Source organism: Gardnerella swidsinskii (assembly GCF_003397705.1).
Taxonomy (GTDB): Bacteria; Actinomycetota; Actinomycetes; order Actinomycetales; family Bifidobacteriaceae; genus Bifidobacterium; species Bifidobacterium swidsinskii.
On the sequence record NZ_QJVB01000003.1, the window covers coordinates 17,095 to 33,952 of the forward strand.

13 protein-coding genes and 1 tRNA gene are annotated in these 16,858 nt (G+C 43.2%); 9 read left to right on the plus strand and 5 right to left on the minus strand.

What is annotated here, in order from left to right; all coding sequences use genetic code 11:
* The first annotated feature begins 121 nt into the window (after window positions 1-121).
* The 3 genes from D0T18_RS04060 to ileS all read left to right on the plus strand — a co-directional run bounded on the left by D0T18_RS04060 (window position 122) and on the right by ileS (window position 5,236).
* Window positions 122-194 (plus strand) — tRNA-Arg (locus D0T18_RS04060).
* Window positions 195-393: 199 nt separating this feature from the next.
* Window positions 394-1,479 carry an Abi family protein gene (locus D0T18_RS04065; RefSeq protein ID WP_240318296.1) on the plus strand — a complete coding sequence of 362 codons (1,086 nt, stop codon included), beginning with the start codon at window positions 394-396 and terminating at the stop codon, window positions 1,477-1,479.
* Between the two features lie 346 nt (window positions 1,480-1,825).
* Window positions 1,826-5,236 carry a mupirocin-resistant isoleucine--tRNA ligase gene (gene ileS / locus D0T18_RS04070; RefSeq protein WP_064622013.1) on the plus strand — a complete coding sequence of 1,137 codons (3,411 nt, stop codon included), beginning with the start codon at window positions 1,826-1,828 and terminating at the stop codon, window positions 5,234-5,236.
* An 89-nt stretch (window positions 5,237-5,325) separates the two neighbouring features.
* Here ileS and D0T18_RS04075 read toward each other — a convergent pair whose 3' ends face one another.
* Window positions 5,326-5,529: a hypothetical protein gene (locus D0T18_RS04075; protein ID WP_033888599.1), complete on the minus strand. Its 204-nt coding sequence runs from the start codon at window positions 5,527-5,529 to the stop codon at window positions 5,326-5,328.
* Window positions 5,507-5,782: a BrnT family toxin gene (locus D0T18_RS04080; RefSeq protein ID WP_004110572.1), complete on the minus strand. Its 276-nt coding sequence runs from the start codon at window positions 5,780-5,782 to the stop codon at window positions 5,507-5,509. The genes D0T18_RS04075 and D0T18_RS04080 overlap by 23 nt, the downstream gene beginning before the upstream one ends.
* A 509-nt stretch (window positions 5,783-6,291) precedes the next feature.
* Here D0T18_RS04080 and D0T18_RS04085 point away from each other — a divergent pair.
* The 5 genes from D0T18_RS04085 (at window position 6,292) to murI (ending at window position 12,810) form a co-directional block, all read left to right on the plus strand.
* On the plus strand, window positions 6,292-7,221 hold the full coding sequence (locus D0T18_RS04085; protein WP_116440530.1) for an ABC transporter permease: 930 nt from the start codon (window positions 6,292-6,294) through the stop codon (window positions 7,219-7,221).
* Window positions 7,218-8,414, plus strand: a complete 1,197-nt coding sequence (locus D0T18_RS04090) for an ABC transporter permease (protein WP_004110568.1) — start codon at window positions 7,218-7,220, stop codon at window positions 8,412-8,414. Before D0T18_RS04085 ends, D0T18_RS04090 begins: the two co-directional genes overlap by 4 nt.
* A gap of 173 nt (window positions 8,415-8,587) precedes the next feature.
* On the plus strand, window positions 8,588-10,297 hold the full coding sequence (locus D0T18_RS04095; RefSeq protein ID WP_012913939.1) for an ABC transporter substrate-binding protein: 1,710 nt from the start codon (window positions 8,588-8,590) through the stop codon (window positions 10,295-10,297).
* A 6-nt stretch (window positions 10,298-10,303) separates the two neighbouring features.
* Window positions 10,304-11,977, plus strand: coding sequence for a nickel ABC transporter ATP-binding protein NikE (nikE, locus tag D0T18_RS04100; RefSeq protein ID WP_116440531.1), 1,674 nt, complete (start codon window positions 10,304-10,306; stop codon window positions 11,975-11,977).
* A gap of 62 nt (window positions 11,978-12,039) precedes the next feature.
* A complete protein-coding gene (gene murI, locus D0T18_RS04105; RefSeq protein WP_116440532.1) occupies window positions 12,040-12,810 on the plus strand; it encodes a glutamate racemase in 771 nt (256 codons plus the stop codon).
* A 40-nt stretch (window positions 12,811-12,850) separates the two neighbouring features.
* Here the strand turns inward: murI and D0T18_RS04110 are convergent, their stop codons facing one another.
* A complete protein-coding gene (locus D0T18_RS04110; RefSeq protein ID WP_116440533.1) occupies window positions 12,851-13,501 on the minus strand; it encodes a vitamin K epoxide reductase family protein in 651 nt (216 codons plus the stop codon).
* Window positions 13,502-13,676: 175 nt separating this feature from the next.
* On the opposite strand from D0T18_RS04110, the gene D0T18_RS04115 reads away from it, so the two are divergent.
* Window positions 13,677-14,534 carry a PHP domain-containing protein gene (locus D0T18_RS04115; protein ID WP_116440534.1) on the plus strand — a complete coding sequence of 286 codons (858 nt, stop codon included), beginning with the start codon at window positions 13,677-13,679 and terminating at the stop codon, window positions 14,532-14,534.
* A gap of 161 nt (window positions 14,535-14,695) precedes the next feature.
* On the opposite strand, the gene D0T18_RS04120 is transcribed toward D0T18_RS04115, so the two are convergent.
* The gene (locus D0T18_RS04120; RefSeq protein WP_116440535.1) at window positions 14,696-14,914 is read right to left on the minus strand and encodes a DUF3107 domain-containing protein; all 219 of its coding nucleotides are present in this window, start codon (window positions 14,912-14,914) and stop codon (window positions 14,696-14,698) included.
* 63 nt (window positions 14,915-14,977) lie between these two features.
* Window positions 14,978-16,732 carry a phosphotransferase gene (locus tag D0T18_RS04125; protein WP_116440536.1) on the minus strand — a complete coding sequence of 585 codons (1,755 nt, stop codon included), beginning with the start codon at window positions 16,730-16,732 and terminating at the stop codon, window positions 14,978-14,980.
* Window positions 16,733-16,858 lie beyond the last annotated feature (126 nt).

Sequence of the window (16,858 nt, forward strand, 5' to 3'; positions counted from 1 at the left end):
ACTGAGTCGTTTTGGTCGGATTCTTGCGAAAAAGCGGCATAAACTACTCACCCTTGCACTGTTTCTGCCGTTTCTGCTGCGCGCCGCAGTGACACGCCATAGTGTATAATTGCCATTTGTTGCCTCGGTAGCTCAGTGGATAGAGCACCACTCTCCTAAAGTGGGTGTCGTCAGTTCGATTCTGATCCGGGGCACTTTTATGTGTGGACGTTGTGCAGTTTATATTTGTGCAATGGTGTTGTGTGCTGTATAATTCGCCTATTTTTTGTTGACAAATATTAGTTTCTTTCGTATAATTGAGTAGTGGTGAAGCCAGGCAGTGTCTGGTTCGCAAAGAGCCAATCAAGCGATTGATTGGCTCTTTGTGCATCTAATAGCGGGGGATTGGTGGGGATGATGGTGATTTATAAACCTTTTACTACTATCAGACAACAAATAGAATTACTTAAGTCTAGAGGAGTAGTGTTTCCTGATGAGATTAAAGCTATGGAAATACTTGAAAGAGAAGGTTACTATAGCGTTGTAAATGGATATAAAAATCCATTTCTTGAGTCAAAAAATTCGAATAAATATGTTCAAGGAGCAAAGTTTGAACAAATTTATTATCTTTTTAAATTTGATCGTGAACTTCGCAGTATTATCTTTGCGGCTACAACTAGAGCAGAAGCATTGTTAAGGTCATCATGTTCATATTGCTTTAGCCAAATGCACGGTAATGAAGTTAATGCTTACCTTAATGAAACTAACTATGAAGATCCAAAGGAATCAGGTGGTTTAATTAAAGCATTTAATCGAATTATAGAAAATAATAAGTCAAATAATCAAAAATTAAATATAGGAAAAGAGTACATACGACATTGTATCAATAATCACGATGGGCAAGTTCCATTATGGGTTTTATCTAATGATTTGACTTTCGGACAGATGTTCTGGTTTTACAAAGCGCAAACTAAATGCGTGAGAGGTTTAGTTGCTAAAAAATATACTGAACTTTATAATTCTTCACACTGTTCTCAAAAAGATATTACGTCAATAAAAATTGATTCTATTTATAGAAGAATTAAAGAGTTCAGAAATATTTGTGCGCATGATGAACGTTTGTATTGTGCTAGACCGCATAGTGATAATGCAACAGTCTTTCAGCTTATTAAAGATTTCGACATATTATTAGAAACTAGCTATTATCTAGAGTTTTTAGAGAAGATTGAAAAATTACTTGTTGCGCTTTGCGATAAAGTTCCAAATTGCTCTAAAAATGTTATTGAATGCATTGGAATGTCTAGTATTGATGAATTTTATGATTGGAAAAATAAAATTAAAGAAAATATTATCTTGAATAGTAACTTGTCTGTTCCAAACGAGGCAACGCTTAAGGCTATGAATCACGCTAATCAAATTATGAATGGCAAAATTTCTGACGATGGCATTGCTTTTAGCAATGCTAATGAAGCTAAGGCATTTTTGGATAATATGTCATGAAAATGTCATGAAAATTATTCGCGAGTCGCGAAATTATTCCTAATGTTAGGGGATAGTGTTAGATTATTTCTAACTTAAGCGATGATCCGTTATCGGCGGGGAGTTTTCGGAAGAACGGCGAGGATTCGTAAGGTTTTCGCTTATTAGAACCGACGGGGTTGGCCCGCACAGCCAAACACGAGAGGCTATGGGAATAGTTCGATTGCGTTGCATATTTGTGTTACGCACTTGCGTTATGCATTGCGATACACGTTACGTAATCATCTTATAGCAAGCGAGGTGGTACCGCGGCAGTAACTGTCGTCCTCGCAGGGAAATATTCACCCTGTTGAGCGAGGAGAGCACAGTGAGCGAATCCACTAATCCAGCAGCAAACGCGTCCGAAAATACGTCCGCAAATCACGTATACCCAAAGGTAAGTGTTTCAGCATCAACGCAAGAAAACTCCGGCGCGCAAGTTGCACCAAATCCTTCCTTCCCAAAGCTTGAAGAATCAGTTCTCCAATACTGGGATGCAAACAACACTTTCCGCAAGTCAATCGAATACCGTCCGTCCGGCAAGGGTAGTCAAAACGAGTTCGTGTTCTTCGACGGACCTCCATTCGCAAACGGTCTTCCTCACTACGGCCACCTGCTCACAGGCTACGCAAAAGACGTCGTTCCGCGCTATCAGACTATGCGCGGTCGCAAAGTAAACCGCGTTTTTGGTTGGGATACTCACGGTCTTCCTGCAGAGTTGGAAGCGCAGAAGGAACTCGGCATCGAGTCGGTTGAGCAAATCGAAAAAATGGGCATCGCAAAGTTTAACGATGCTTGCCGTGCCAGCGTTTTGAAGTACACAAACGAGTGGCAAAACTACGTGCATCGTCAGGCTCGCTGGGTTGATTTCGAGCGCGGTTACAAAACGCTGAACATTCCATACATGGAATCCGTAATGTGGGCTTTTAAGCAGCTTTATGATAAGGGCTTGGCTTACAAGGGTTACCGCGTGCTTCCGTACTGCCCGAAGGACCAAACTCCACTTTCAGCCCACGAGCTTCGCATGGACGCGGATGTGTACCAGAATCGTCAGGATACTACCGTTTCCGTTGCCGTTAAGCTTCGCGACGAAGCCGACGCTTACGCAGTATTCTGGACCACTACTCCTTGGACTGTGCCAACCAATTTCGCAATCGTAGTTGGCGCAGACATCGACTACGTGGAAGTTCGCCCAACTGAAGGCAAGTTCGCAGGTAAAAAGTTCTACATCGGTAAGCCTTTGCTCGGCTCCTACACTAAGGAACTTGGCGAAAATTACGAAGTTGTGCGCGAACTTAAGGGTGCTGAGATGGCTGGTTGGCGCTACTACCCAGTGTTCCCATACTTTGCAAGCGATTCTGCGCTCGCAGAGGGTGGCACTCCTGGTCCTAACGCTTTTACGATTTTCACTGCAGATTATGTTGACACCGCTGAAGGTACTGGTCTCGTTCACCAGGCTCCTTACGGCGAGGACGATATGAACACGCTTAACGCGCACGAAATTCGCAGCGTTGACGTGCTCGACGCAGGTTGCAAGTTTACAAGCGACTGCCCAGATTACGAAGGCTTGTACGTTTTCGACGCGAACTTGCCAATTTTGCGTAACTTGCGTGCAGGAGACGGTCCGCTTGCTCAAATGCCGGAAGATCAGCGCGCGTTGTTATTCCAAGAAAAAAGCTACGTGCACAGCTATCCTCATTGCTGGCGTTGCGCAACTCCGCTTATTTATAAGCCTGTTTCTAGCTGGTTTGTGTCTGTTACGAAGATTAAGAAGCGCTTGCTTGAGCTTAATCAGGAGATTAATTGGATTCCTGGAAACGTTAAGGACGGCCAGTTTGGTAAGTGGCTTTCTAACGCGCGTGACTGGTCGATTAGCCGTAACCGCTTCTGGGGTTCGCCAATTCCAGTGTGGGTGAGTGACGATCCAAAGTATCCTCGTGTAGACGTGTACGGTTCGTTGGAAGAGCTTAAGGCTGATTTTGGCGACTATCCGCGCGATGACGACGGCAATGTGAATATGCACCGCCCGTATATCGATCGCCTTACTCGTCCAAATCCAGACGATCCTACTGGAAAGTCGCAAATGCATCGTATTACGGATGTTCTCGACTGTTGGTTTGAGTCTGGTTCCATGCCTTTCGCGCAGTTCCATTATCCGTTTGAAAATAAGGAATTCTTCGAAGAGCACTTCCCATGCGACTACATCGTTGAATATATTGGTCAGACTCGTGGCTGGTTCTACACGCTTCACATTATGGCTACGGCTCTATTCGACCGCCCAGCTTATAAGAACGTGATTTGCCACGGCATCGTGCTTGGTTCCGACGGCCAGAAGATGAGTAAGCATTTGCGCAATTACCCGGATGTGAACGGCGTTTTCAACGAGTACGGCTCGGACGCAATGCGCTGGTTCCTCATGTCTTCGCCAATTTTGCGCGGTGGCAATTTGATTGTGACTGCAGACGGCATTAGGGATACGGTTCGTCAGGTTATGCTTCCAGTTTGGAGCTCGTACTACTTCTTCACTTTGTATGCGAATGCTGCAAACGGTGGTAAGGGTTATGACGCTCGTCGCCTTCGCGCGGATGAGGTTGCAGGACTTTGCAACATGGATCGTTATTTGCTTGCTCGCACGCGTTTGCTTGTTGAGCGCGTAGAAAAGTGCTTGAACGAGTTTGCGATTAGCGATGCTTGCGCAGCAGTTGGCGATTTTATTGACGTGCTTACGAATTGGTATATTCGCGGCAGTCGTGACCGCTTCTGGAATGAAGACGAGACTGCTTTCAACACGCTTTACACTGTGTTGGAAGTGTTCATGCGCACGATTGCTCCTCTTGCTCCTATGGAAGCTGAGGCTGTGTGGCGCGGTCTTACCGGCGGCGAATCCGTGCATTTGGCTGATTGGCCTTATTTGGTGGAGCCTGAAACTCTTTCAGACGGTGAGAAGAACCCTAAGGCTGGAACAGTCACTGAGCTTGGTGCTGTTCTTGCTCATGACGATGCTTTGGTTGCTGCTATGGATAAGGTTCGCGAGGTTGTGTCTTCTGCGCTTTCGTTGCGTAAGGCGGAACAGTTGCGCGTACGCCAGCCATTGGCAAACTTGACGGTTGTTGCAGAAAATACTGCTGCTGTTGAGCCTTACGAGCAGGTTCTTGAGCGCGAGCTTAACGTGAAGAATGTTACATTCTGCACTTTGGAAGACGCAAGCAACCACGGTTTGAAGATTGTTCACGAGCTTAAGGTGAATGCGCGCGCGGCTGGTCCTCGTTTGGGTAAGCAGGTGCAGTTTGCTATTAAGTCTTCTAAGAGTGGCGATTGGCGAGTTGACGAGTCTGGCGCTCCTGTTGTTCAGACTCCAAACGGCGAAGTTGCGCTTGTTGAGGGCGAGTATGAGCTTGTAAATCGCGTTGAGTCTTCGGATGCTCAAGCGGCTGCGAATACTGCTTCTGCTGCAATGCCAACTGGCGGTTTCGTTATGCTCGACACTGCTTTGACTAGCGATTTGCTTGCTGAAGGTTACGCTCGCGACGCTATTCGCGCTGTTCAGGATGCCCGTAAGGAGAACGGTTTGGATATTAGTGACCGAATCGCTTTGACTTTGAGCGTGCCAGCTTCGGACGTTGTTAAAGTTGAGCAGTTCCGCGATTTGATTGCGGAGGAGACTTTGGCTACGAGCTTCGAGGTTGTTGAGGCTGATTCTAGCGCAACTGAGCTTAGCGTAACTCTTAAGCGTGCGTAAAACACAACTAACAGCTAATTAACTAAACAAAACGTGCCGGTGTATTTCAATACGTCGGCACGTTTTGTTTTACTTCTAGTTTTATTTGACTACCGTGTTGTAGCTACTCTAAAGAATTTCATTATTCTCAATATCCATCCAGGCATAATAAAAGTGACGTGCTTTTGTTCGTTCGAGTGGTTCTCTATAATTGGATGCTCCAAATCAAAGTACTCAAGTACGTCTTCGCCGTTATCGAATTTTCTATCAATTTCTTTTCCGCTTATCTCTTTACTTTTTGTGGTGTTTTTCATAATATTGTTCCTCCTTCTTTCGTGATCTTCTTACAGAAATAATACGAATTCGATTATTTCTTTTTGTTATTACTGCAGTCCAATGTTTGCTGTCTATCTTTCCAAAAACTAAGTAGCGAGAGTCATCATTGCCTGAATTTTTGGATTTGATTTCAGTTATTTCATTATTCCAAAGTATTTGAGCTTTTTTGAAACTGATACCATGTTTAGCTAAATTTTTTAAGCTCTTTGCAGGATCGTATTCAAAATTCATACTCACCTTCTATCGTCTATTTTAACGTAAAATAGCATCAATTGAAACTATTTTTAATGATTGTTGTTTTGTATTAAGTATCGTAAATGCTTTAAGTCGGCTTTCCTAGATTTTTTACGCATTGTGGTTAAAGGCTATTTATAAAAGCGCGCTACCGCATTGAGCTTGCTTGAAGCGCACAATGCAGCTTCAAGCAAGGGCAATTAATTAACATTTTTTGGATTGTTGGTCGTCAGATTACGCTTTCTTAAGAGAATAAAGAAAGCGTAATCGAGTGCGCGCCGACGCTGAAAGCACACTGTGCTTTCAGCATTGAGTCGGCGCTACCGCATTGGGTCGCTTTTCGCGCTACGCTTAATCGAAAAGCGAGTCAATGTGACACCCCGTTTTCTATGGGTTCCTATAGTGTCGATAAGACAACAATACAAATTTTTACTCGATTTGTATTTTGCGTTAATTTATATTGCATGATATTCAAAAAGAAAGTGCAGGTGACGAAATGAGTAAAGATGAGAAGGGTCGGTGTATTTCGTTCACGCTATAAGCGTGATTCATCTAGCGTCACCGTTCCTACTGGAAATAATTCTGGCATTATTATCGGAAGTATAATTATTGCAATTTTCGTGATTTTGGCAATTTTTGCCGATGCTTTTACTGCAATCACTGGCAATAATCCTTATGATGAGCATCCAGAATATTTAGATTTTAATTCTGTTCCAACAGGTTTTGGTGGCATTAATTTCCAGCATTGGTTTGGTGTTACGCCACTTCGTGGTCTTGATATTTTTGCAATTGTGGCTCATGGCGCGCGCGTATCTCTTGGAATTGGCGTCGCTTCTACCATAATATCGCTATTTCTTGGCATCGTAATCGGCATGATTGCAGGGTATTTCAGTGGTTTTGCAGATGCTTTGCTTTCGCGCACAATGGACGTGTTCTTCGGTTTCCCGTTCCTGATTTTTGCGATTGCTTTGTCTGCTGTTGTGCCGCAAGATTTTCCGCGTCCGCTTCTACTAATACTTGTTTTAGGATTTTTTGGTTGGCCAAGTATTGCGCGTTTAGTTCGCGCTCAAACTCTTACGCTTAAATCTCGCAATTTTGCAGTTGCATCTCGCGTAATGGGAGCCGGTACGTGGCATGTTCTTCGTGAACAAATAATGCCAAATATGATGCCGTTGTTGTTTGTGAATGTAACGTTCCTTATTCCTGGACGAATTGGAGCTGAAGCTGCGTTGTCTTTCCTTGGCGTTGGTATGAATCCGCCTTCGCCTTCGTGGGGTCGCGCTATTGCGGAAGCTGTGCAGTGGGTTTTAGTTGACCCATGGTATTTACTTTTCCCTGGAACTGCACTGTTCTTGCTAACTTTCGGTTTTAATCTTGTTGGTGACGGTTTGACCAGTGCTCTTCAGCCTCGCGCTAAAAAGGCGGCGACGGCATGAGATATAAGGAAAATATTAGTAATAGCGATACAAAAAATAGTAATAGCAGTACGAAAAATATCAGCAATAAGCAGAATGTAAATAATACGCAGAAGAAAAATATGCAACAAAATATTAGTAATAACAGCAATAATGAATCCGCAAAAAACTCGCGAATTATTAGCAAAACCGTAGATTTTCTTACGTTTTTAATAAAGCGTTCAGCAAGCGCGGTACTTGTTTTAACACTGATTGCAGTTGTATTATTCCTTATTTTCTTTATGCTCCCAGCGAATCCTGCGCAACTAGCTTGCGGAAAGCCGTGCACTCCTGAGCGTTTGGCTCGAGTTTCCGCATTTATGGGCACGGACGCGCCGTGGTATGAGCAGCTTGGAAACTATATTCGTGGGATATTTTTTGGACGAGAATTTGGAACTAATTCTGCATCCTCAGGAATTTCAGCCGCTGGTGCCGCAATTATCTGCTCGTCTCCATGCTTAGGCTGGTCCTTCACGCTTAACGAACCAGTCACAGATCTTATTATGAGCCGTTTTGCTGTGACAGCTTCTTTGGCGATTGGCGCTGCATTACTTTGGGTAATTATTGGTGTAGTAACCGGAGTGATTTCTGCTTCTAAAGAAGGATCGCTTTTTGATCGTGCATTTAGAGCGCTTTCTTCAGTGGGGATTTCGTCTCCTGCTTACCTGATTGGTATGCTTGCAATACTTGCTTTTGCAGTGTATCTGCCAATTTTCCCTACAGGCGGTTATGTGAATTTTTTGGATGATCCTTTAGGTTGGCTGCAGCATTTGCTACTTCCGTGGATTGTTTTGGCACTTCTTAACGCTGCTTATTATACGCGACTTACTCGTGCTCATATGCTTGACGAGTTGCAACAGGATTATATGCGCACTGCCTTGGCTAAGGGTATGCCGCGAACGAAAGTTATAACTCGTCACGCTCTGCCTAACGTAATGCTTCCTGTGCTAACAATGTTTGGCTTGGATCTAGGCGGTTTGCTTGGCGGTGCTGTGATTACTGAGAGAGTTTTCTCTATGCAAGGTTTGGGTTCGCTACTTCTTGATTCTGTTAAAAATCTTGATTTGCAAGTGCTGGTTGGTGTGACGCTTTTTGCGGCTGCGCTTGTGATTGTTGCGAATCTTATTGTTGACATCTGTTATCGTTTCATCGATCCTCGTGCCGCAGTCTGTTAGTGCCTTTCGAGTGAAATTGTTAGTGGGCGAGGACTAAACGCTTGCGTTTGCTTGATGCTGCTCGTGTCAGCTCGCTCACTTTTTCTCAAGTTCAAAAATGTTAAATAGCTTATGCGCGAGTTTTAAAGAATTAAATTTTAAATAGAAAAGATTAAAGAAATAAGGGGATTATTATGTTCATTTTCAAAAATAATACGGCTTCAAAGAAAATTCTTGCTTCAACAGCAGCTTTTTCACTACTTACAATTTCACTACTTTCGCTTTCAGCTTGCACAAATTACAACTCTGGGAAAACCAGTATTACGAACACTTCCGTGCTAAATTCTAATCCTAAAAAAGGCGGAACTTTTACAATATTTACGTCAAATACGAATATGAATTTCGATCCAGCGCGCAGTCAGGGTTTGCCAATTACGTCAAATAATTTCATCTTCCGCGCGCTTACTACTTGGAAAGTAAATCCGGATTTAAGCAAGCAAACGCGTGTAGTTCCAGATTTGGCAACGGATACTGGCACAACAAGTGACGGCGGAAAAACTTGGAAATACACTCTTAAAAAAGGTGTTAAGTATGAAGATGGAACCGAAATCACTTCGCACGATATTAAATTTGGTATTGAGCGCTCGTTTGCAGATTCGTTAAGCGGTGGTTTTGGATATCACAAAACTCTTCTTGTTGGAGCTGAAAACTATAGAGGACCATTCGACAGAAAGTCGCTTGATTCGATTGAAACTCCAGATAATCAAACGATTATTTTCCATTTGAAAGCACCTTTTGCAGATTGGCCGTGGGTGACATCTTTGGCTGCATTTGTGCCAGTTCCAACTAGTTCAGGCGATGCTCAGACATATAGTAAAAGGCCGAAATCTTCAGGACCATACAGGATTGTGCAGAACGAAGTCGGAAAACAAGTTGTAATGCAACGCAATAAGTATTGGGATTCCAAGCTCGACAGTACTCGCACAGCTTCTGCAGATGAAATTGTGTGGAAACTTGGTTCAGATACTACTGTTTCAGCTCAGTCTATGATTCAAGGAAATACGGATACAAAAACCGCATTTTTGGCTGATTTTGTGCCGCCTGCTCAGCTTGCACAAGCTCAAGCGCATCCTCAATCTCGCAAGTTGCTAACTACTAGTAGTGATGGTGCTCTTGAATATTTGGCTATTAATACGCGCAGAATAACGGATATCAATGTTCGAAAAGCGATTCAGTATGCTGTTGATAAGCAGTCGTATCGAACTGCGAAGGGTGGCGAAATTGCTGGAGGTTTTGCTACTACGCTTATTACGCCTGGTATTTCTGGTCGAAAGCAGTTTAATTTGTATTCTGAAGATCCTCGAGGGAACGTTGAGAAAGCTAAACAACTGTTGAAAAAATCAGGTAAAACCGATATTAAGTTGATTCTGATTGCTCGTCCGGATCAAACGCAAGTGGCATCTTCTGTGCAATCAAGTTTAAAGCGAGCTGGTATTAAAGTGACGATTAAAACTGTTGACGCAGTAAACTTTACGGATGCAATTACGTCAAATTCCGGAGATTACGATTTGGCTTTGGCTTCGTGGCAGCCTGATTTTCCTTCTGCTTTTGCGAATTTGGGACCGCTTTTTGATTCTTCGCAAATTGGCGGCGGTAACTGGAATATTTCTCGTTATTCGAATCCTAAAGTAGATGCTTTAATTCGCGAAGCTGTGCAAACTGTTGACGAGAATTCGGCTCATAAACTGTGGCAAAAGGCGGATCACGCTATTATGGAAGATTCTCCTGTTGTTCCGCTTATTTACTCGCATAATACGTTTATTCATGGAAGCGGTGTTGAGAATTTCTACATCGGAAGTTTTCCTGCTTACCCTAATTATGCGGCTGTGTCTTTGAATAGGTGATTGAAGATGACGAATTTGGATGCGCAAGCTTTGAATAATAAAGATTTGGATGCGCGTAAAAGAATTGTTATAAGCGTTGAAGATTTGTCGGTTTCGATTGACGGTAGGCAAATTACACGCAATGTTTCTATGCGATTGCGTGCTGGAATAGTTTCTGCGTTAGTAGGCGAGTCCGGTTCTGGAAAGTCACTTACTGCGCTGGCTCTTATGGGATTGCTCGATAATAATGCGCGTGTTGAAGGGAATGCGGCGCTTCTTAACGCTTCGGATACTAACGAATCTTTTATAAATTTGCTTAGCGAAGATGCCTCTTATGAGCATATTCGCGGTGGCATGATTGGCATGATTTTTCAGGAGCCGTCCAGTGCGTTTAATCCTGTGAAAACAATTGGCAAGCAAATAGAAGAAGCGCTAATATATCATCCTGAAAAAGCAGGAAAGCTTAGCCAAAGAGATCGTAAGAAGCGTGTGATTTCGCAGCTTCTCGAGGTTGAGTTGAGTGATGCTGAGCGCGTGTATCGTTCTTATCCGCATGAGCTTTCTGGCGGCCAACTCCAGCGTGCGATGATTGCTATGGCTTTAATAAATCATCCACAAGTTTTGATTGCAGACGAGCCTACAACAGCACTCGACATCACCACGCAACGAGATATTTTACGTCTTATACGTAATTTGTCGGAGAAATTACAGCTTGCTGTGTTAATTATTACGCACGATATGAGTGTTGTGCGCGCGCTCGCAGATGAAATGTATGTAATGCAAGGCGGGAATATTGTGGAATCTGGCGAAGTTCAGCATATTTTTGCGAATCCTAAGCACGAATATACGCGCACTTTGCTAGATTCTGTTCCTAAATTTGATATGCAATATGCTTCAAGTGGTGATTCTTATGAAAGTATAGAAGAAGTAGCAAAAGCAATTGCTAAGAATATTGCTAAGAATATTGCTAAGAATATTTCTGAATCTCCAGTTTCTGAATCTCCAGTAGTTGAAGTTCAAGGCGTAAGTGTGAAGTATTTGCATGCTCGTTTTAGCAAAAATTCAAATAAGCTTGCTCTCGCTAATGCAAACTTGCGCATTAACTCTGGCTCTACACTAGCTTTAGTCGGGGAGTCTGGAGCTGGGAAAACCACTATTGCAAAGCTTATTTCTGGGCAAATCAAACCAAATTCAGGATTAGTGCTACTTAATGGAGAAAACTTAAACAGATTAAACAATAAAGCTCGCCGTCAAGCATTATCGCGAATTGGATACGTTTTTCAAGATTCAGGTTCTGCACTAAATCCGCGTAAAACCATTGGCTGGAGTATTGCAGAACCATTACTTTTACACACGAATCTTGATGACAATGAGCGTTTAGAGCGCGTTGAAGAAATGCTTAATCAAGTACAACTGCCAGTTGAATTCGCAAGCCGTTTTCCTCACGAGCTTTCCGGAGGTCAAAGACAGCGCGTAGGTATTGCGCGAGCGTTGATTTTGCAGCCTTCTCTGCTTATTGTGGATGAGCCAACTTCTGCGCTTGACGTAACAGTGCAACGTTGTGTACTTAACTTATTGCATGATTTGCAACAAAAATACCGTTACGCATGCTTGTTTATTACTCATGATGTTGGCGTTGTGCAAGAAGTTGCTAGCGAAGTTGCCATAATTAGAAATGGCAGCGTTCAATATATTTCGTAGTATGTTTTCCTAGTATGTTGACACTCGCCATTACGATAGTAAGCGTTTTTAGGAGGTAGTTTATGGCATCGTCGGCAGCAATTGGCGTTTTTGATTCTGGGCTTGGAGGCATTTCCGTAGCTCGTCAGTTGCATGCTGCTCTTCCGCATGAGCGAATTATTTATTTCGGCGACTCTGCAAACGCGCCGTACGGCATTAAAACGCCTGAAGAAGTTAAAAAGTTAAGCTTTGCAATTGTCGAGCATTTTGTTCGCCTAAATGTAAAAGCTGTTGTAATTGCTTGTAATACTGCCACTTCCGCAGCTGTGAACGATTTGCGCGCGCATTACAATATACCTATCATAGGTATGGAGCCGGCGCTTAAATTAGCTTGTGATTTAGGTAAAGGTGAGCCTCAGCGCGTAATTGTGGCCGCAACTGAGCTTACTTTGCGCGAGCATAAGTTTGCGGATTTGCTGCAACGTTTTTCGCAAAATAACACGATTTTTTCGCAGCCTTGTCCTGATTTAGTGCGTATTGTTGAGCGTGGGGAGCTTAATAATCGTGATGTAGTTTTTGCTGCTCTTCACAAGTATTTCGACGAGTATGATTTAGACAGTATTGATTCGGTTGTGCTGGGCTGCACTCATTTTGTATTTTATAGGGATTATTTCCGCGAGTTTTTGCCTGCGCGCACGAATATTGTTGACGGCAACGAAGGAACTATTAATCATTTGCGCAAAATATTGGAACTTAATAATGAGCTTGCAAGCGATTCTCAAGAAGGCAGCATAACTCTTACTAATTCGGATACAAGCTTGCGCATGCAGCAACTTGCGAAGAGCTTGTGCTGAAAGACTTGCGTTAAGATTTTGCGTTAAAAATCGCTCTTATTTAGCCAAAAAATACTTTAGAATATTGGCACAAAATCAAAGTAAGCAATGCCGCAATCCAAAGCACGTCTATTAGCAAGTCGTATCGCAAACGGTAGTAGCTTTCAAGCAAGCTAAAACGCTTAACAAGCAACTTTTGCGAACTTACGCTTGCGTGAGTCAAAGATATAAATTGCATTGTTGTGGAGAACATAAGCACAATGCACCACGGGCACAACGCGTGAATTACGAACATAGATTGCGAAAACAGCCAGTAAGCATAAACAAGAGCGCATAACCCACCAAGCCAAGTGCAAATTGCAAACCATCGCGGCACGCGTACGCGAATCATTCCAATAACTGCGAGCGTTACGAATACGCTTTCTGCAGCAATTCCAAAGAATGCGTTTGGGAAGCTTAATTCGCCAAATTTCACAATTTCTGCCTGCCAAGTTTGTGCAACTCTAGAGCAGGATACTACGCTGTTGAAGTCGCAGCTGAGCAGCTTATTAGGTTCGCGCGCTAAAGCAAGGGTTTCAGCAGAAAGTATAAGCGAAGTTATGAGTGCTACCGCAGAGAAAAATAGCATAATGCCATACGTCCATACTGCAGAGTGCCTCCATCCGCTAAGCGTTGTTTCATAGTCTTCTTTAGCGGCGTTAGTTTGCTCCATTACTGCTCCTAAAAGTTACTAATTGCGAATGATGTGAATAATAATAAATAATAGCAAATAATTATGTGTGCATATTCATTTCTCGTTACATGGCACAGTTTACGATGATTATATGACCGCAATAAGCAACAACCAACGTGACGCATCAAATCATGTTAGCGATAGCAGCTCCAGCATGATGAATTTTGCGCGCGAACGCTGGGATTTGCACTGTCATACTGTTTATTCAGACGGCACTGCAACTCCAGAAGATTTAATTACGCAAGCTAAAATCGTTGGTTTGCAAGGTGTTGCTATTACTGACCACGACACAACTGCAGGATGGCATGATTTTCAAGAGGCTGCTAAAGCTTCGAATATGCCAGTATTATTTGGTTCGGAGATTACTGCGCAAGACTCAGGCGTGTTTGTGCACATGCTCGCATACCAGTACAATCCGCAAAATAGCATGATTGTGAGCATGTTTGAGCTTACTAGGAAGCGTCGTTTTGATCGCACAAAGCGTATGGTTGAATGTATGTCGCGCGATTTTCCAATTACTTGGAATGACGTTTTGGCTCAAGCGAAGCTCGGTGACTTAACTACGATCGGGCGGCCGCATATCGCTGATGCTTTAGTAAAAGCTGGCGTGTATAAAACGCGTTCTGAAGCTTTTGCTGGGCCTATTTCTCCGTGCAGCCCGTACTATATACCAACTCCTTCTCCAAATGTTCGTGAAGTTATTGAGGCTGTTAAAGATGCTGGAGGGGTTGTTGTTATTGCGCATCCTGCCGACCCTACGCGTAACCGCGTGCTTCTTTCGGATAATCAAATTATATCGTTTGCTAAAGCTGGTCTTGACGGTTTAGAAGTGTATCATCGCGGAAATTCTAAAGCACAGCGTGAAAGACTGCTTTCTTTAGCGAGTAAGTGCGATTTGCTTGTGACGGGCGGCTCGGATTGGCATGGCTACGGTAAGCCAAATCGTTTGGGCGAAGAAACAACAAGCCGCGAAGTAGTATCGGAAATACTCTTGCGCGGCTATAAGCTCTAAAACTCTTTATTTATGTTGTTGTAAAGTTTTTGCCGTTTTTTCGCGCGTAGCCGGCTTTTTCTTTACGCAGCTGCACAGTTTCTGCCGTTTTATCGACTTAATCCGACCAAAACTTTACACACGTGTAAAGTTTCTGCCTCTTTTAGCGGAATTTCGTTATTTTAGTTGAGTGCTCCGAAACCTACTGAATGCTTTGGTGTATCGCCGATGAGCGCGTAAGACAGCGACGAAGCTGAGACCATAATAGTGCGCCCATTTACGTCCGTAAACTCAAGCATATCCTTGGAATCGTTAATCACTTTGTGCACTTCTTCTGCGCTTTGGTTGGTTTCAAAATCGATGGAATCAGAAACGTTTTTTACTCCTAAAACAACTCGCATACATACTCCTTTTGCTTTTTACGCTATTTATCGTTTTAATTAGTATTTAGTATTTTATTTATCTTAGTCTAAGTCTGCTTGTGCGTCGCGCATTGCTCGTTCTTCACGCTCTAGCAGAGGGATGATTACGGTTTCTGGTTTATCGTCATAGTCTTGCATATTTTTTTCTTCATCTTCAGAAAGTTTTGAGTCAGAAGAGGTCTCGTTTGCACTATCGACCTTACTGTTACGCTCAGCTATAATTTCATCCTTAACCTCAGAATCATTGTTGTTCTTGGCGTCCTTAGCTTCCTCATCGCTACTAGCGTTATTGACGCTTTCAGGCTCATCATTAGCATAGCTATCAGCAGATTTACTCATTGCAGTTTGCACAATAGTTTCTGCGGTTTCGTGTACTGTTTGAGTTTTTACATGAGTAATTACTTGAGTTGCTGTGTCGTCAGCGAGTTGTGCTGCTTTTTCAGCCTCCTCAGCGTTAGCTGCGTGTGTGCCAGCATATTGAACTTTGCGCTCATGAGTATCGTCGCTTATAGTTTTGTTGCTATCGTAAGTCTCGTCTTGAGTGTTATTTAATTCAGTATTTCTTTCTGAAGTAATGTCTCGCTCATGAGTTTCGTCGCTATTTCCAGTGTTTAGTTGGTTTTCAGTAGAATTATTCTTAGAAATTTGGCGACTTTGCGTATTGTCATTTTCAAGAAGCGTTCCAACTGTAATAGTCGAGGCGGGATTTCCTGCAGCACGACCAGTTTTAGCAGTTTGTGCATTGCTAATACGACTAAGCTCGTGCGCTAAACGCTCAACTTGAGCCTTAAAACGCATAATACTGGTGTTATCTGCACGTTGCAAAGCTTGAACAAAATCGCCAACTTGTTCCATTTGCAGCCACAAGTTTGCGCGAAGCATAATCAAACTATCTAAACGAGAACCCATAATTCTACCGTATGCAGAAAGCACTGCGTTTCGGCGCTGCTCGTTAAGTTTTGCAAAAATCCAAGCCAAATCGCGCGCAGGATCGTTAATTTGCATTCTTTGCCAATTTGTCACAGCAGTAATTGTTGAGCCAGCAAACAAAATGTCGCCATCCATAAAACCGCCGTGTACTGGGCAAGTTTCAAATGACCACAATCCTTCAGTTTCCAACACTCTTGACCAACTGTCAGTAATTTCGGTTGGAATATGACCGGCTTGACGAAGTCTTTTAATCCAACCGGTTAACTGTGCGCGAATTTGACCAGTAGTAAAAGCAGGGTATTTTCCGCGCGTTACGAAAGTAGGGCGCAGGCGATGAATAGCGCCGATTGCAGTTCCAACATTTGCGCAATCGTCGGTAGTAAGAAGACGCAAGTCGCGAGCGCTACCTTCAAGATGTTCGCAAATAAGCACAGTGTATTCATCGTTGTTGTTGGCAATAATGCTTGACATTCGTATAGATTGCTGTTGTGTAGATTGTTGTTGTACGTATTGTTGAGTGCCAGCAACTGTAGAATTTCCATCGGTTACATTATTTGCAACGTTTCCAGCGTTGTTATTAGCATCTTCGCGTTTTCCTGGCATAAACGTGAGCATAGTGTCGTAAGCGAATCCCAAAGCTGCCAAATCTTTACTGTGCTCAAGAGTCCATGCTGCACGAGCCCGGTCATGCAAACGCTTGCTACCTTTACTATCCGCACTGATAAAAACGTCGTAAAGCTTACCGGAAATATCTTGCACAACGGCGTGAGAAATTCCAGCCGCGGTATCAGTGGCATTAACTTGCTCACTTTGGCGCGTTCCTGCAAACTGTACTTTGGGCATGGCTGCAGATGCCAGTGCTGCCAACTTGAATCTACTGAGTTGTGTCACACTCCCACAGTAATACAAAGCACCGAAATTTTGCCAATTTTTTGTAAGTTATACACATATTTTTATTCTTGTTGCGTAAGTGTTGTTATTGCTGCAACAATA

Excerpts from the sequence above, each read along its gene's own strand:
- D0T18_RS04115 (WP_116440534.1), top strand. The coding sequence starts at position 13,677 with ATGATGAATTTTGCGCGCGAACGCTGGGATTTGCACTGTCATACTGTT.
- D0T18_RS04080 (WP_004110572.1), bottom strand. The coding sequence starts at position 5,782 with ATGAATTTTGAATACGATCCTGCAAAGAGCTTAAAAAATTTAGCTAAA.
- D0T18_RS04065 (WP_240318296.1), top strand. The coding sequence starts at position 394 with ATGATGGTGATTTATAAACCTTTTACTACTATCAGACAACAAATAGAA.
- D0T18_RS04090 (WP_004110568.1), top strand. The coding sequence starts at position 7,218 with ATGAGATATAAGGAAAATATTAGTAATAGCGATACAAAAAATAGTAAT.
- nikE (WP_116440531.1), top strand. The coding sequence starts at position 10,304 with ATGACGAATTTGGATGCGCAAGCTTTGAATAATAAAGATTTGGATGCG.
- D0T18_RS04120 (WP_116440535.1), bottom strand. The coding sequence starts at position 14,914 with ATGCGAGTTGTTTTAGGAGTAAAAAACGTTTCTGATTCCATCGATTTT.
- D0T18_RS04085 (WP_116440530.1), top strand. The coding sequence starts at position 6,292 with ATGAGAAGGGTCGGTGTATTTCGTTCACGCTATAAGCGTGATTCATCT.
- D0T18_RS04110 (WP_116440533.1), bottom strand. The coding sequence starts at position 13,501 with ATGGAGCAAACTAACGCCGCTAAAGAAGACTATGAAACAACGCTTAGC.
- murI (WP_116440532.1), top strand. The coding sequence starts at position 12,040 with ATGGCATCGTCGGCAGCAATTGGCGTTTTTGATTCTGGGCTTGGAGGC.
- D0T18_RS04095 (WP_012913939.1), top strand. The coding sequence starts at position 8,588 with ATGTTCATTTTCAAAAATAATACGGCTTCAAAGAAAATTCTTGCTTCA.
- D0T18_RS04075 (WP_033888599.1), bottom strand. The coding sequence starts at position 5,529 with ATGAAAAACACCACAAAAAGTAAAGAGATAAGCGGAAAAGAAATTGAT.